This window comes from Dokdonia sp. MED134, assembly GCF_000152925.2.
GTDB lineage: Bacteria > Bacteroidota > Bacteroidia > Flavobacteriales > Flavobacteriaceae > Dokdonia.
The window spans coordinates 726,098-740,982 of the sequence record NZ_CP009301.1 but is presented as its reverse complement, the minus strand read 5'-3'; the positions used below and the strand labels follow the sequence as shown (position 1 = coordinate 740,982).

Genomic DNA, 14,885 nt, shown 5'->3' with positions numbered 1-14,885 from the left:
CGTCTTACTTTTTGAGAAAAAAGATACGGTTTTTACGGTCAAACCCCACATTATGAGAAGGAAAGAGTACATCAAAAACTCCCTGAGCAATAAGTGCTTCTGGAGTGTCGTATAAGGCTTGTCGCTTTTTCATCACAATCATTTTATCACAACGGGTAAGTGCATAATCTATCTCGTGTGTACTAAAAATGACGGTTTTACGCTCTTCTGTTGCGATTCTAGCTAGCAGGTTTAATATAGAGGCTTTGTGATGTAGGTCTAGATGTGTCATAGGTTCATCTAGCATAATTATAGGAGTGTCTTGAGCAAGTGCTCTTGCTATGAGGACACGCTGCAGTTGCCCGTCACTAAGCTCGTAACACTTCTTGTCTTTAAGTATGTAGGTTTCGGTACGTTTTAAAGCTGTTATTGTAATATCCTTATCTACCTCTGTGAGCGTGCCTAGCCAGTTTGTATAAGGCTGTCTGCCCAGTGCTACTAGCTCTGCTACCGTAAGATTTTTTGAAATGGCTTGATTAGTCAATACAACACTAAGTTGCTGTGCGAGTGATGCTGGAGTTACTTTGGTAATCTCTTTATCATTAATATAGACAGCACCAGCAAGCGGTTCCTGAAGTCCTGCGAGTGTTCTAAGCAATGTAGATTTACCAGACCCATTTATCCCTACTAGCGCTATGAGTTCTCCTTTTTTACAATCTATATTGAGATTTTTTGCAATAGGTGTTTCCTCACGATTATTGTTATAGCCTATAACAAGATCTTTTGTGCGGAGGGTGATATGATTGTTTATAGACTGCATTAAAAAAGAAGTTTCTTTTTACGAACTAATAACCATATCACGACAGGAGCACCCACCATTGCAGAGATAGCGTTTATAGGTAATGTATACTCACTATACGGTACCTGTGCTATTGTATCACAAACCAGCATAAGGATTGCCCCTCCTATAATAACGGCTGGTAATAGTATGCGATGATTTGCCGTAGGTATGAGCTGGCGTACTAAATGTGGTACGGCAAGGCCTATAAAGGCAATGGGACCTGCAAAAGCAGTGATACTGCCCGCTAGCAAGCTAGTTGCAATAATAATGAGTAGACGTGACTGACTAAATTTTGTACCTATCGTACGTGCATATGCATCTCCTAAAAGAAGGCTGTTAAGTGATTTGAGACAAAAAACAGCGCCCATAATCCCAATGAAAAAACAAATAGAAAGGATGCCCACGCCACGCCACGAGACGTCACCAAGACTACCAAAGGACCAAAAAACAAATCGTTGTAACTCTTCTGCTTTACTAAAATAGGCTAGTACACTTACTACGGCACTTGTAAGGCTTCCTACCATTAAACCTATGATAAGGAGCGCCATTGTATCTTTTATACGAGTAGCTACACCTAGTACCATAAGTAAAACTAGAAAACTCCCTACACTAGCCGATACGATGAGCCCCCATTTACCAGATAATAGAGTAGAGGATAGCCCCAGTGCCGTACCCCCTAAGATGTATAAAGCGACGCCTAGACTGGCACCACTACTTATACCTAATACAAATGGACCCGCCAGCGGATTGCGAAAAAGCGTTTGCATTAACAAGCCAGAAACCGCAAGACCTGCACCCGCAATAATTGCTGTAATAGCCTTAGGTAATCTATAATCTACGATAATATATAACCAAGATGTTTTTGACACATCACCACCCAGTAATCCAGAGATAACCTCTGTAAAAGGAATGTTTACGGAGCCTAAACTTATGTTTACAATAAAACACAACACTAGTACAAAAACTAATATGCAAAAGGGTATGATGTAACTTTTATTACTCATCTAGCGGTGCAAAAAATGTAAACTCTTCTGTAATAAGCGCTGGGTGTAAGATTTTGGTAAGATCTCTTAAGACAAGGTCTGGCCTGTTAGGGGCAAGTTCATAATATAATAAACCACCCGTTGCTCCCTTACTCTTTGCAAAGGTATAGACCTTCTTATTTTTAAATGCATCAAACTGTCCGTAGGCAGGGTTGTCACTTAGTAGTTTTGAATATGATGTATACTGTCCAGGTGCAATCCAGAAGTCTGCTTGCTGCCCTTTTTCCAGCACAGATTCTATACTCAGTGCGATACTTCCCACTCCTTCGGTATCTGCCCATAGGTATGAGCCTCCGGCATCTTCTAGAACTTTAGCCTGCCAGCTATCACCCTTAGGTAAATACCAAACGTCTTTATACATCGCACCACTTAAAATAGTAGGACTTGACGTTACAGATGCAAGTTGTTTCTTAGTGGCTAGATATTGATTTTTTATGGTTGTAAAAATGCTATCTGCTTCTTTTTCTTTACTGTACAGAGCGCCAAAGAATTTGATCCACTCTGCTTTGCCTAGCGGTTCTTTTTCTACCCAGTCGCCGTTGTATAGAACAGGGATTCCTGCACGTTGTAGCGTGTTTACAGATTTGTTTTCTCCTTCTACACCAAAGGTGATAACCGCATCTGGATTGAGATTTATTGCAAGTTCTGTGTTAAGCGATTCGTTTTGACCTAGCTCTGTAATGAGATCGTTTTCAATACGCTTTCGCGAAAGCGGACTGGACACATAATCAAGATTAGGAAAACCTTTTAGAGTTTCAATAACCCCAAGCATTTCTAACGAGGGGATGTGCGTAGTAGAGGTAACTACTACATTTTTTATAGGCGTTTTTATAATGGCATCTACACCTCGATTAGTAAGTAACTCGGTGAGGCTTTTACTGTTTTCTTCTTCTATAGAAGCTTGCAATCCTCCTTCTGGCACAAGGGCGTAGGTAAAGGTTTTATCTGCATTTGGGAATGCTTCTGTAACCGTTAGCAATGAGTAGTTTTCATACTTTGTAATGGTAAAACCATCTGCATAGGTTACTGCTTGTGATGCACTCATTGTGGGAGTAACAGTCGTGACTTCTGGTTCATTTTTACAAGCTGTTACTAGAAATATAAGGCAGACTAAAAGGTGTAAGTGCTTCATTTGCCAAAAGTAGTATTAAAATAGCCAATGCCGCAAGAGGGCTTTCTTCTTTTTGATTTACTGCTAGGTATGGTAGTAATGTTATGTATATTTGCGACGAATTTTGGTTTTGATGCATCACACGGGTGCAGAAAATTAAAAGGGAATTCCGTATAAATCGGAAGCTGTTCCCGCAACTGTAAGCTAAGCCCATAAAGGGTTTGTTACTACTACAAAGCCACTGTCATAAGGTGTTATGATGGGAAGGTGTAACAAAAGCAAGCCAGGAGACCTGCCACTATTCATAATTAAAATCAAGCAACTTTCGGGTAAAAAGTTGGTAGATAGATGAGACATAGATTCCTTTTTATTGTTGTCGTGCTATGCGCACTTACAACTGCCGCACAAATAGATACACTTCAAGTTTTACCTGAAGTGATACTTAGTGACTCAAAGTTAAAAAACCACAGTGTAGGTATAGCTCTTGAGAAGATAAGTGATAGCACCATACAGCGATCGCGCACGGCTCTTACCGAGGTGTTGCGAGCAAATAGCACCATATACTTTAGAGAAAATGGGCCAGGCGGCGTAGCCTCTGCCTCTTTTAGAGGGACTAACGCGGCACAGACAGCCGTCGTGTGGAACGGTATAAACATAAATAGCCAGCTCACTGGCCAGTCTGATTTTAATACTTTATCGTCAAAAAATTATGATCAGGTCGATGTGAGAGCAGGCGGTGGGAGCATTATATATGGATCTGGAGCAGTAGGTGGTAGTGTTCATCTAGGTAATGATATTAGATTTAATAAAGGACTGAGCACAACAGTAACCGCAGGTTACGGAAGTTTTGATACTCAAATCGCAACGGCCAAAACGCAATTTTCAAACACTAATTTTTACATAGATGCCGGCCTAGATTACCAACGTTCTGAAAATGATTTTGACTACCTCGATACAGATAATCAGTTTAATGAAAATGGTCAATATGATAATCTTAACGCCATTTTTAATATGGGTTACCTCCTTAAAAATAAGGGTGATCGTACACATTTATTAAAACTGCACCACAATACCTATGTAGGTAATCGTAACTTTTCTGGCACACTCACGGCACCGTCTAATGATGGGTATGAAGATAGAAATACAAGAACACTCGCCATATGGGAAAACCTGGGTACAAGATTTAATGGCAAGTTACGTGCGGCTCATATTTTTGAAGAGTTTCGATATTTTGCAAATAACCAAACTGACGATAATGATCTAGGTAAATCTATACGCTACTTGGCAAACTACGAGGCAACTTATAAGCTAGATCGTAAAAAGGAACTTACCGTAATAGGTGAGGTAAACCATATTTCGGCAGCTGGTTCGTCTATCGTTTCGACTACTAGAAATCAAGGATCTGTAGTTGCCTTGTGGAAACAGCAACTTACTAATCAATTCACCTATGAGATTCAGGCTAGACAAGAGCTGGTAGAAGGTTTTGATAGCCCATTTCTTTTGGGAGCTGGTTTTGATTACGCTTTCGCGAAAGCGTATACACTCACATTTAACGCGTCAAAAAATTATAGAATCCCCACATTTAACGATGCTTCCTGGTCTGGACCAGGTGCTGTAGGTAACCCAGATTTGAAACCTGAAACAAGCATACAAGCGGAGATAGGCTTAAAAAGAACACGTAAAAACCTCACGTTAGGACTGAGAGGGTTTTACATAAACACAGATGATTTGATACAATGGCAGCCTAATCTTAGCGGTATCTGGTCACCTATAAACATTGCAGATTCTGAGCATTATGGTATAGAGGGAGCACTTGATTATACGGCTATTATGGGTAGCCATAAAGTTACAACCACTGCGCAGTATGCCTATACACAGGCCGAAGATGTAGCCAGAGGCAAACAGCTTATCTATGTGCCAGCTCATAAAGCGATACTAGGTATCGCGCATAACTATGGCAGGCTGAGTAGTTATGTGCAAACTACCTTTGTAGATCGTGTTTTTACAACTACAGATAACACGGCGCAGGTAGACGGCTATGCGATTGCTCACATAGGGACAAGCTATGACATCTTACACAAGCAAGGTACTAAGCTCCAAGTAATGGCGAGAGTCAATAACTTATTTAATACGAACTACCAGACGGTTGCTTTTAGACCTAATCCTGGAAGAAACTTTTTATTACAAACAACAATTACTTTTTAAACACACTTATGAAACATTCTTTTTACACATTTTGTATTGCAACACTCTTATTATTTTCTTGTAACACAGATGATGATATTTTTATACCAGTTACCCCAGAGGTTGAAGGACCATATGCTACTGGATTTTTAGTAACAAATGAAGGACCTTTTTCAAATGGTTTTGGAACAGTAGATCATATAGATGAAAACCTTACTACGGTGTCACCATCTATCTATCAAGCTGTAAATGATGATAACCTGGGTAACATCGTGCAATCACTAACTATGACAGATGATACTGTTTATGTAATTACAAACGTAAGCTCACGTATCACGGTAGTAGAAAAAGATACCTTTGAAGAAATAATCCAGATTACAGAAGGACTTAATAACCCACGTAATATGGTAATAATAGGGGATAACGGTTATGTGACTAACTGGGGAGATCCAGCTGTAGCTACAGATGACTATGTGGCTGTTTTAGATTTAAATACAAATGAGATAGTAAGCACAATTGCTGTGGCAGAAGGGCCAGAGCAAATCGTAGCAAAAGGAGATGCTATTTATGTAGCACACAAAGGAGGTTTTGGAGTAAATAACATTGTATCTGTAATCTCAAGTGAGCAAGAAAATGTTGTTACTACAATAGAGGTTGGTGATGTACCTAACTCACTACAGTTTGACACAGCGGGACGTCTTGTAGTTCTAGCTAGCGGCGCTCCAGCATTTACAGGTAATGAGACAGGAGGACAATTTACTATTATAGATACAGATACAAACACTGCTGTAGAAACAGTTTTATTTACAGATACCGAACACCCTAACTTCTTAAATGTAGTAGGTGATGATGTGTTTTATTATCTAGGTGGAGCAGTTTATAAAACAACCATAGCAGATTTTACTACGACTAGTACTGCAATTATATCTGGATCATTTTTCTATAATATGACCATACTCAGCGACGGTACACTAGCTGGATGTAACGCTGCAGACTTTGCTAGTAATGGAACTGTAGAGCTTTATGATACTACTACGGGTACTTTATTAAATACGCTTAATGTAGGTATTGTACCAGGTAACGTTTACGAGATTAACTAGGTTATTCTCTAATAGTTAATTAAAAAGGGGTGACATAATCTGTCACCCCTTTTTTTTGTGCTAGTCTATATCAAGTTGATCAACTATCATACGCTGGTAGAGCGGGTCTTGTTGCTCTGTGTCATAATATGAGGGTTGTATCGTCGTGTTATATTGTGCGTTGCTTCTTCCGTTAAGAATAACATCTATGGCTGCGTCTAGAAGTGGCTCACCTTGCTGGCCTAGCTGGCCATAGTTTGTAAAATCTTCGGCTATTTCAATATCTGGTGTAAAACCGTCAAAATAGTCTGTAAGACCATTTGCATTTACAGACTTAAGTACTAGCGGTAGCATTACGTATCTGTGATTTGGGTTTGCCTCAGATCTTCTAAAACCTGGAGCTGGCGCATCATATAATAAGAAGGATCCTTCAAATTTTCCTACGGTGTTCGTACCTATCTGTATAATCTCAATATATGGATCTAGACCACTTAGTATAAGTTCGCTGGCACTTGCTGTTCTTCCTGTAGTGATTATGAATACTCTAGAAAGTCCTAAGCTGTTTATAGTTGCTCCATCATTGCCACTTCCTAGATTATTATTGAAAGTACGTGTAAATTGATTCTCTGGGTTGCGATCTGAGTTATACTCTTGAGTGATAAATGTTTGTCCCTCAAACTGACCAGTAATCATAGATGAGAGGTCGTTTGCCGTCTCTATAGAGCCACCACCATTATAGCGTAAATCAAGCACAAGATCTGTAATGCCAGCTGCCTGAAACTCTGCAAAAGCATTATTAAGATCACTATCAAACTCATTTGTAAAACCGGTATAATGTAAGTATCCTATCTCATTACCACCTACACTTAAAACATTTACGGTATGTAAAGGGTTTATAATGAGCTGTATTTTATTTATAACGATTTCTTCTCCCGTAAGGTCAAAGTCTGTACCATTAAAGGTTGCTGTACTTATGGTATAGCTTTCTGGACTAAAAAAGCTAGAAAAACTTGTGTTACCATCTATAGGTTGTCCAGTCGCATCTTGTAAGGGTTGCCCGTCTACAAGTGTAAAAATCATACCTCGCTGGACACCCGCAATAGCTGCTGGACTATCATTTACCACATATCTCACAATACCAAAGGCTCTAGTAGGATCATTAGGCATAATAAGCAGGGAGATATTCATACCAGAAGCGGTGCGAATTCCCGCTAGCGAGTTTTCTAATTCTGTATAATCATCTCGTAATATGCTAAAACGGTCTACAGGCGCCGTAAGAGCATCAAAAGCATCCTCTACAGAAGCAAACTGCGATAAGTAGTCAAATTTTTCTCCATCATTACTAAAAAAATCATTTGCTAGCTCTGGCACTTGGTCTTTATATAATGACCAGTAATTGAGACCTCTATAAACAAAGTCAGACAGCTCTACTGTAGTTGCTGGTCTTATAATATCATCAAGATCGTCATTACAAGAAAAAAAGAGCATTGTAAAGACGAGTAGGAGTAGGGTAATCTTTTTCATAGAATTATAATTAAGGCAGTATATCGTAATCTAGCATCAAATATAGTTAAACGTAAAAAAGTCACTACAATTACATTGTCTGCTTTAAAGTTTTGAGATTAATTAACAAGCTTTGCTAACAACAGTAAATCTTGATCTAATTGCTCAAACGCGGTTTTTAGTGTTCTATACCCTAAAAAAGGGGCAAAGTAAATGTAAGATTCAAGCTTATGGCTATAAGCAAGTTTGTTATGTAAAGACATTTTTTTATCAAAATCTAGGCTAATATCCATCCACTCAGAAGAAAAAAACTGAGCGCCTTGTCTATTAAAAAGTAAGATAAGCTTAGGAGCAACATAGGTAATGACCTCCTTAGTAATCTCAAGTTGATCTCTGAGAAACTGTTTACCTAGCTCATTGTTAAGAAAGTTTGCTATTTGTTTTTGCTCCGTATGTCGTTGATAGAATAAATCACAATAAGTAATTCCTTGAGATTCAAAAGCTGATAGTAAGTGGTGAAATTTTTTAAAGTACCTATCCTCGTGTAATTTACTATAATCATAGCTACACATATCGTCACTTATAAAATCTGTGCGTAACGATGGATTTATACCCATAACCAGTACGTTTGCCGTAGGATCTATCTTAGAGAATACAAAGCCATTACGTATGATGTCTTGCTGTTCTTGTGTATGAAGTAACTTTGTATAGGTGGTAAATAGGGTTTCAATTTTCGCTTTAAGCGAAAGCAAAAATGTATCCCTACTCATACATTAGATATTTTGAGCGTATCTTTTTGAATCGTTCTATACCTGGCAACCATTTTCTTTTAATCTCTTTAAAGGTGTAGCCCGCCTCAATGTCTTGCTGTAATTGTGTTGAACCTGCGTGTAGTGTAAAACTGGCTGTTTTAAAGAAAGCATCCTTCTTGGTACTAGCAGCATAGGCTTCTATGAGCCATTCAAGATTTACCGTGTTCATATAGGCCTCATCACGTAGGTCTTTACCGTTACAAGTAACTCCCTTATGTTTTGGTGATTTTGATCCAAAATTAGGTTGTGGCGTGTATAAGAAAGAAAAGTGCTCTTTAGGAAAATCTGGTGCGCCAAAGATTTGAAACTGCATCTCTGTCCCGCGACCAGCATTTACCGTAGTTCCTTCAAAAAAACCTAAGCTAGGATATAAATTGATACTCTTATCATTAGGCAAATTAGGCGATGGTCTTGTAGGGAGTGCATACTTTTTCTGGTATGACCAGTTTTTAAGCGGTATTACCGTAAGATCTACTGCGATCTTATCTTTTAGCCAGCCTTCTCCATTTACCATTTTTGCATATTCTCCTATCGTCATACCATACACAAGTGGTATCTCGTGCATACCTAAAAAGCTACTGTGTTCTTTTTCTAGTGTAGGACCGTCTATATAATGTGCATTAGGATTAGGTCTGTCTAGCACTATGACAGGAATTCCACTTTCGGCTGCGCCTTCCATAACATAGGTGAGGGTAGATATGTAGGTGTAAAAACGTACGCCCACATCTTGTATGTCAAAGAGTAAGACATCAACCCCTTCTAATTGTTGTGCTGTGGGTTTTTTATTCATTCCGTAAAGAGAAATGATGTTGAGACCCGTTTTTGGGTCTTTACCGTCCTTTACTTTTTCGCCAGCATCTATATTTCCTCTAAAGCCGTGCTCTGGTGAGAAGACCTTCTTTATCGTAACTCCCATACTGAGTAAGGAGTCTACTAGGTGAGTGCTTTGCGCTTCTGTATGCGACGTCTCGGTAAAGATGAGTCCGCTTTTGTTTGTAACTACTCCTACATTTTTATTTGCTAGTAATGGGAGGTACAACTCTGTTCTATTTGCCCCCACAGTAATGCTAGAATCTATGACTACTACGTTACTTGTCGTGGGTTGTTTGGATTCCGCTTTCGCGAAAGCGGTCTTATCTCCACCCGTATTTGCACAAGAAATTAAGAGTGTGAGCGTTAAAAAAAGGGTATTTTTGAATAAAATGAGACGCATTTGAATCTAGAGTATTTTATAGCCAAACGCCTAAATGGCGGGACATCGTATAAAAGTAGTGCTTCCAGTACGATAATTAAAATTGCCATTGCAGCAATCGCAATAGGTATGGTGATGATGCTTATATCTATCGCAACGGGTATAGGTTTAAAAAGAGAAATACGACAAAAGGTGTCTGCCTTTTCTGGTGATATACTCGTATCAAACTTTGATGGAAATAATAGCGAGGAGACCGTAAACCCAATTACTATTAATCAAGACTTTTACCCAAACTTTGATGCTGTACCAGAAGTAACACACGTGCAGGCAATCACAACTAAGGCAGGAATGATACGCACTGCAGAGACCTTTGAAGGTGTGGTTTACAAAGGTGTGGGTGATGATTATGACTGGTCTCGCATAGAAGATTATATCATAGAAGGCCGCAAGCCAGAGCTCACAGGTGACCTCAATAATGAAATTTTAATGAGTACCTATCTTGCAAAACGTTTGGGTTTTACGGTAGGAGATAAAGCGGTAATACACTTTGTAAATAAAGAAAACACACGATTTAGATCACGATCACTTGATATTGTAGGTCTTTATGAAAGCGCTTATCAAGAGTTTGATAAGATTTACATTATAGGAGACCGCCGCCATCTTACTTTTATAAATAAATGGGAAAAGGACGAGGTAGGAGCGTTTGAGGTTTTTGTAGATGATTTTGATAATATAGAGCGAGTTAATAACGAAGTGTATGAAAACTCTGGCTCTATGCTTAGATCCATATCTATCATACAGCGCAACTATAATATCTTTGAGTGGATCAAGTTATTTGATTTTAATATAATGCTCATTATTGTCGTGATGATCCTTATAGCAGGTATTAACATTGCGGTAGCACTGCTTGTACTTGTACTTGAGCGCACTCGTATGATAGGTATTCTCAAAGCTCTAGGTGGCTCAGATTGGAATGTACGTAAGATATTTATCTACAACGCGATGTATCTTATAGGTCTGGGACTCTTCTGGGGTAACCTTATAGGCCTAGGAATTTTATTTGCTCAGAAGTATTTTGGTTTTATAAAACTCGACCCATCTACGTATTATGTGAGTGAAGCACCAGTTCTCATAAATGGATGGCATATTTTATCTCTCAACTTGGGGGTTTTTACTATATGTGTACTTATTTTACTTATACCATCTTATATTATAACCAAAATTAGCCCTGTACGCGCAATACGATTTGAGTAAGTTGTACTTACATTTTTCTAATATCTACATACATATTGCGATCTATTTGCACGGTGCTAGTACCTTTTGGTACGTCTAGACATTGCCATATATCTGTAGGTTCAAGCCATATGTACTTCTCATTAATCTTAATACGTAAAGGCATTGTAAAACCTTGTATGGTATTATTAAATCGATAGTGCATTTCTTTTTTATCGATTTTGTACTCAAATGTTGGGATATCTTTTTCTCTTAGATATTGATTAAAGAAAGGCGTTAAGTCTAGATTTAGCGCATTTGCAATATAATTTTCTACAGCAGCTGTTGTTGTCGTTTGGTGATAAAATTCTTTACTTAAGCCTCGCAGTGTAGCGCGCCATAAATCATCATCTTGTGCTATGGTACGTAAGGTAAGTAGTATGTTTGCACCTTTGTAATACATATCACCACTTCCTTCCTTATCCACATTATAGGTGCCTATCATAGGTCTATCATTACGTATTTTATCACGAGTACCTATGGTATAAGTTGCAGCACTTTCTTTTCCAAAGTGATAATCGAGATATAGATTTTCAGAATATGAGGTAAAGCCTTCGTGTATCCACATATCTGCCACGTCTTTATTTGTAATGTTATTTGCAAACCACTCGTGACCAGCCTCGTGAATGATGATAAAATCAAATTTTAATCCCTCACCCGTACCAGAGAGGTCTCTACCTAGATACCCATTTTTAAATCTATTTCCATAGGTTACAGAGCTTTGATGTTCCATCCCAAGGTAAGGTGCCTGCACAAGTTTAAAACTATCCTCATAAAATGGGTAAGGACCAAACCAGTGCTCAAAAGCCTCCATCATCATAGGGGCTTGTTTAAACTGCTCTCGAGCCTTTTCCTCATCCTCCTTGAGAACCCAGTAGCTCATATCTAGAGGGCCTTTTTCTCCTTTATAAACCTCAGAGAAGTTTACATAATCACCTATATTTAAGTTTACACCGTAGTTATTTATAGGATTTTTAACCGTCCAGTGGTATGTTTTTGTAGTTGCGTCTGTATCGATGTGCACTAGTCTTCCGTTTGACACGTCTACGAGATCTTTAGGCACGGTAACGTGCATATCAAGACTGTCTACCTCGTCTGCCGGGTGATCTCTATTAGGCCACCACACACTAGCGCCTATGCCTTGATTTGAACTGGCAATAAAATGTTTTCCGTTGCTATCTTTTTTCCAGGTGATACCCCCATCCCACGGCGGGTTTTTTGCAATTCTAGGTTTACCTTCAAAACTTAGCGAGATCTTCTTTAGCTCCCCCTCACGCTGTGGATTTTCTAGTTGTATAAAATGCGCATTACCTTCTGACCGTACATCCAGCGAGTGACCATCTTGCATTACTGCGGTAAGCTTCATAGGTGCTTGTAGATCTATTTGTAACTCATTTGGACCTTCATTAAGCACTTTGTAGGTCATCACATTAGTCCCTATAATTGTCTTTGACTCTGGCATAACCTCTACAGAAAGGTCGTAATGTACAAGGTCCCACCACGCTCTTTGTGGTGTGATGCTACCACGTAAACTGTCTTGACGAGTTATTTTTTGAGAGTATGAAGATAGGCTCGTGAGTATAAAGCCCAGTAAAAATAGGTAACGCATTAATCTGGTTTAATTTATTGTGTAAGGTATGCTAGTAGCGGTTTTTTAAAATGCAATAAGCGAGTATCCACTCATTTGTGACTGGCTTAAAACGGTCATTGCAGAGAGGGCTACATCTATTATTTCCAATCTTCGTGCCGAAGTAATGTTGCGTGATCCCGCCGTTTGCCCACAGAGTATAAGTTCTACTCCTGCATCGCTTAGTGCTTCTAGAAGTGCAATATTGGGATTATCTACCCCATATTTTTCTTTATAAAGTTCATTTGTAAGTACGCCATATGCCGCCTTGCCGTGTATAGCTGCACGTAAGTGCATATTCTCCCTAGGCACACCTGCTTTATCGTGCATATTTAAAAAGCGAGCCATCGTCTCTATGTATGGATTTCTTATGCTAGGGTCTTCTGGGGCTTTTGCCACATCAAAAACAATATAAAATTGTGCTTCAGTATCGGTTTTGAAATCTGGTTCTGGTACGGCAAAGGTTTTTCCAAAATCTTTTATGAGGTTACCAGGTTGTGATGAGGGTTGTTGTGAGTACGCTTTCGCGAAAGCGAAACACAAAATAATAAGAAGAAAATTTTTCATAAAAGTAAAAGTAGTTTTTAGCAATGCTACAGACAGTATATAGCGCATAAAGAAAAAGAAAACTAGTCAAAAAACCTTATCTGGAGGTAATAATATCATCTAGCTTGCTTGCACTTCACTAGCCACCTTGTTTAAAATAGCAAGATCTGACTCATTTTTTATAAATTGGCTTGCATCATCTATGATGAGTTGTACTTGGTTGATAATAGCCTCTGTATACTCGTCCTTTAACGCATTAGATGTACTTAGGTATCTCAAGCTTTGTAACATTTTGTGTAGCATTATAAAGTCTGCTTTGCAATACTGCCTTAGGGATGCAAAAATGAAATAAAGAACTTCTTCAAAGTTTATAGTGCGTAGTGATACAAGGGCATTACCATCTTTATCTGTCACAAAGCTGTTATCTCTCTTTTGCATACGTAATACAAATAGCTCGGTAAGGTAGTCTAGACAAGTAATTGCCGTGCCGGGATCATTTATACCCGGGCTCATTGCTTTTACAGCAATCTCTGTAAGTTGTTTAAACCCTAGTATATAATTATTTTTCACAATCTCAGATCTAGAAAAGCCAAAGCAAGAGCGTAGCGCCTCAATAGCCTCCTCATCAAGATCCTTATTTACACTTACTATTTTTGTACTATCTAGTACAAATGATCCTTTAGGAACTAAAAGTGAAACTTTACAAGAGTGCTCATTACAAAAATCTACAAGGGAGTCTAGTGCTATATCATTAAGATGTCCAGAGAATTTTGTGGTATAGCTTTGCCAAGAATCATTGTCTTTAAAAACGTCTACTCCTTTTGGATCACTCTCTGTGTCTATAAGTTGCTGGATGCGATCCCGTGATACTTTGTAAATGCGATCTATAATATTATTAATCTGTATAGCTTGAGATATAGAGTGTATAAAGTATATAAAAGCTGCAAGCACGTGTATACTTAATACAATCCCTATAAGTACTGCAAAGCCTGGTAGTTGCGTTTTAGATTGTTCTGGCTCAATACTAAGTAAGATAATGATGCAGTAAATGATGACAGCAATATAAAAGCCTAGTACCACCTGGTGACGTTTATTTGCTATAAGTCCTGGTAGTATGCGTGGTGAATAATTACTAGATGCCTGGTTAAGTATGAGCATAACCATAGAAAAGCTAAAAACCATCAGGCTAAAAATACCTCCTATAAAGGTACTAAGAAGCGTACGAGCCGTATCTGCATCATTAATCACAAGAGCCGGTATAGTGTCTATGAGATACTTTGAGATGCCCTGTTGCTCTGCATAAGACATTAAGAATCCTAACGCTAGCCCCATAAAAGCAATAAGGCTAGGGTAAAAAGCTACATTACCCGTGATGCGGCTATATAAAAGCTCCAGTTTTGTGTACAGTTTATTCATAAACTACAATTTCCGTAAAAAACTTTGGGATAGCATTGCTTTTAGAATTACGTTAACAACGAGGAAGGATTGTTTTACGCTTTCGCGAAAGCGTACTCATAGCAATTACCCAATAACTTTATGAACTGATTTATAGAAGTATTTAAATCAAAACTACGTCAACCTCCTTACTGCAGTGCTTTATATATTTGTACATCAGGAAGTTTGCTACGAGATTAAGTCGCATATGGACTACGTTTATTTGTTATTTTAACAATTTTTAATATCGGGCGTTAATTGT

General features: G+C 38.6%; 12 protein-coding genes and 1 riboswitch. Of the genes, 3 read left to right on the top strand and 9 right to left on the bottom strand.

The window, feature by feature from the left end:
* Window positions 1-4: 4 nt before the first annotated feature.
* From MED134_RS03245 to MED134_RS03235, 3 genes are read right to left on the bottom strand one after another with little or no spacing between them, the layout of a single operon-like run.
* Window positions 5-799 carry an ABC transporter ATP-binding protein gene (locus tag MED134_RS03245; protein ID WP_021778798.1) on the bottom strand — a complete coding sequence of 265 codons (795 nt, stop codon included), beginning with the start codon at window positions 797-799 and terminating at the stop codon, window positions 5-7.
* The gene (locus MED134_RS03240; RefSeq protein ID WP_021778799.1) at window positions 799-1,824 is read right to left on the bottom strand and encodes a FecCD family ABC transporter permease; all 1,026 of its coding nucleotides are present in this window, start codon (window positions 1,822-1,824) and stop codon (window positions 799-801) included. The genes MED134_RS03245 and MED134_RS03240 overlap by 1 nt, the downstream gene beginning before the upstream one ends.
* On the bottom strand, window positions 1,817-2,995 hold the full coding sequence (locus tag MED134_RS03235) for an ABC transporter substrate-binding protein (RefSeq protein ID WP_021778800.1): 1,179 nt from the start codon (window positions 2,993-2,995) through the stop codon (window positions 1,817-1,819). Before MED134_RS03235 ends, MED134_RS03240 begins: the two co-directional genes overlap by 8 nt.
* 87 nt (window positions 2,996-3,082) lie before the next feature.
* Window positions 3,083-3,289: riboswitch (cobalamin riboswitch) on the top strand.
* A 33-nt stretch (window positions 3,290-3,322) separates the two neighbouring features.
* Here MED134_RS03235 and MED134_RS03230 point away from each other — a divergent pair.
* Both MED134_RS03230 and MED134_RS03225 read left to right on the top strand, forming a co-directional pair.
* Complete coding sequence (locus tag MED134_RS03230) at window positions 3,323-5,179, top strand: TonB-dependent receptor (RefSeq protein WP_021778801.1); 1,857 nt, start codon at window positions 3,323-3,325, stop codon at window positions 5,177-5,179.
* Between the two features lie 8 nt (window positions 5,180-5,187).
* The gene (locus MED134_RS03225; RefSeq protein ID WP_021778802.1) at window positions 5,188-6,258 is read left to right on the top strand and encodes a YncE family protein; all 1,071 of its coding nucleotides are present in this window, start codon (window positions 5,188-5,190) and stop codon (window positions 6,256-6,258) included.
* A gap of 60 nt (window positions 6,259-6,318) precedes the next feature.
* On the opposite strand, the gene MED134_RS03220 is transcribed toward MED134_RS03225, so the two are convergent.
* The 3 genes from MED134_RS03220 to MED134_RS03210 form a co-directional block, all read right to left on the bottom strand.
* Complete coding sequence (locus MED134_RS03220) at window positions 6,319-7,761, bottom strand: S41 family peptidase (protein ID WP_021778803.1); 1,443 nt, start codon at window positions 7,759-7,761, stop codon at window positions 6,319-6,321.
* A 98-nt stretch (window positions 7,762-7,859) separates the two neighbouring features.
* Window positions 7,860-8,510, bottom strand: coding sequence for a hypothetical protein (locus MED134_RS03215; RefSeq protein WP_021778804.1), 651 nt, complete (start codon window positions 8,508-8,510; stop codon window positions 7,860-7,862).
* Window positions 8,503-9,765, bottom strand: coding sequence for an exo-beta-N-acetylmuramidase NamZ domain-containing protein (locus tag MED134_RS03210; RefSeq protein WP_021778805.1), 1,263 nt, complete (start codon window positions 9,763-9,765; stop codon window positions 8,503-8,505). Before MED134_RS03210 ends, MED134_RS03215 begins: the two co-directional genes overlap by 8 nt.
* Here MED134_RS03210 and MED134_RS03205 point away from each other — a divergent pair, their 5' ends adjacent.
* The gene (locus MED134_RS03205; protein WP_038596993.1) at window positions 9,766-10,998 is read left to right on the top strand and encodes an ABC transporter permease; all 1,233 of its coding nucleotides are present in this window, start codon (window positions 9,766-9,768) and stop codon (window positions 10,996-10,998) included. It begins immediately after the preceding gene.
* 7 nt (window positions 10,999-11,005) lie between these two features.
* Here the strand turns inward: MED134_RS03205 and MED134_RS03200 are convergent, their stop codons facing one another.
* The 3 genes from MED134_RS03200 to MED134_RS03190 all read right to left on the bottom strand — a co-directional run bounded on the left by MED134_RS03200 (window position 11,006) and on the right by MED134_RS03190 (window position 14,605).
* Complete coding sequence (locus tag MED134_RS03200; protein ID WP_021778806.1) at window positions 11,006-12,625, bottom strand: M1 family metallopeptidase; 1,620 nt, start codon at window positions 12,623-12,625, stop codon at window positions 11,006-11,008.
* Window positions 12,626-12,670: 45 nt separating this feature from the next.
* Window positions 12,671-13,210, bottom strand: a complete 540-nt coding sequence (locus MED134_RS03195) for a DsrE family protein (protein ID WP_038596989.1) — start codon at window positions 13,208-13,210, stop codon at window positions 12,671-12,673.
* Between the two features lie 99 nt (window positions 13,211-13,309).
* On the bottom strand, window positions 13,310-14,605 hold the full coding sequence (locus MED134_RS03190; protein ID WP_021778808.1) for a DUF2254 domain-containing protein: 1,296 nt from the start codon (window positions 14,603-14,605) through the stop codon (window positions 13,310-13,312).
* Between the last annotated feature and the right edge of the window lie 280 nt (window positions 14,606-14,885).

What these genes read in the sequence shown, in the direction of transcription:
- MED134_RS03245 (WP_021778798.1), bottom strand. Translation starts at nt 799, where the DNA reads ATGCAGTCTATAAACAATCATATCACCCTCCGCACAAAAGATCTTGTT.
- MED134_RS03240 (WP_021778799.1), bottom strand. Translation starts at nt 1,824, where the DNA reads ATGAGTAATAAAAGTTACATCATACCCTTTTGCATATTAGTTTTTGTA.
- MED134_RS03235 (WP_021778800.1), bottom strand. Translation starts at nt 2,995, where the DNA reads ATGAAGCACTTACACCTTTTAGTCTGCCTTATATTTCTAGTAACAGCT.
- MED134_RS03230 (WP_021778801.1), top strand. Translation starts at nt 3,323, where the DNA reads ATGAGACATAGATTCCTTTTTATTGTTGTCGTGCTATGCGCACTTACA.
- MED134_RS03225 (WP_021778802.1), top strand. Translation starts at nt 5,188, where the DNA reads ATGAAACATTCTTTTTACACATTTTGTATTGCAACACTCTTATTATTT.
- MED134_RS03220 (WP_021778803.1), bottom strand. Translation starts at nt 7,761, where the DNA reads ATGAAAAAGATTACCCTACTCCTACTCGTCTTTACAATGCTCTTTTTT.
- MED134_RS03215 (WP_021778804.1), bottom strand. Translation starts at nt 8,510, where the DNA reads ATGAGTAGGGATACATTTTTGCTTTCGCTTAAAGCGAAAATTGAAACC.
- MED134_RS03210 (WP_021778805.1), bottom strand. Translation starts at nt 9,765, where the DNA reads ATGCGTCTCATTTTATTCAAAAATACCCTTTTTTTAACGCTCACACTC.
- MED134_RS03200 (WP_021778806.1), bottom strand. Translation starts at nt 12,625, where the DNA reads ATGCGTTACCTATTTTTACTGGGCTTTATACTCACGAGCCTATCTTCA.
- MED134_RS03195 (WP_038596989.1), bottom strand. Translation starts at nt 13,210, where the DNA reads ATGAAAAATTTTCTTCTTATTATTTTGTGTTTCGCTTTCGCGAAAGCG.
- MED134_RS03190 (WP_021778808.1), bottom strand. Translation starts at nt 14,605, where the DNA reads ATGAATAAACTGTACACAAAACTGGAGCTTTTATATAGCCGCATCACG.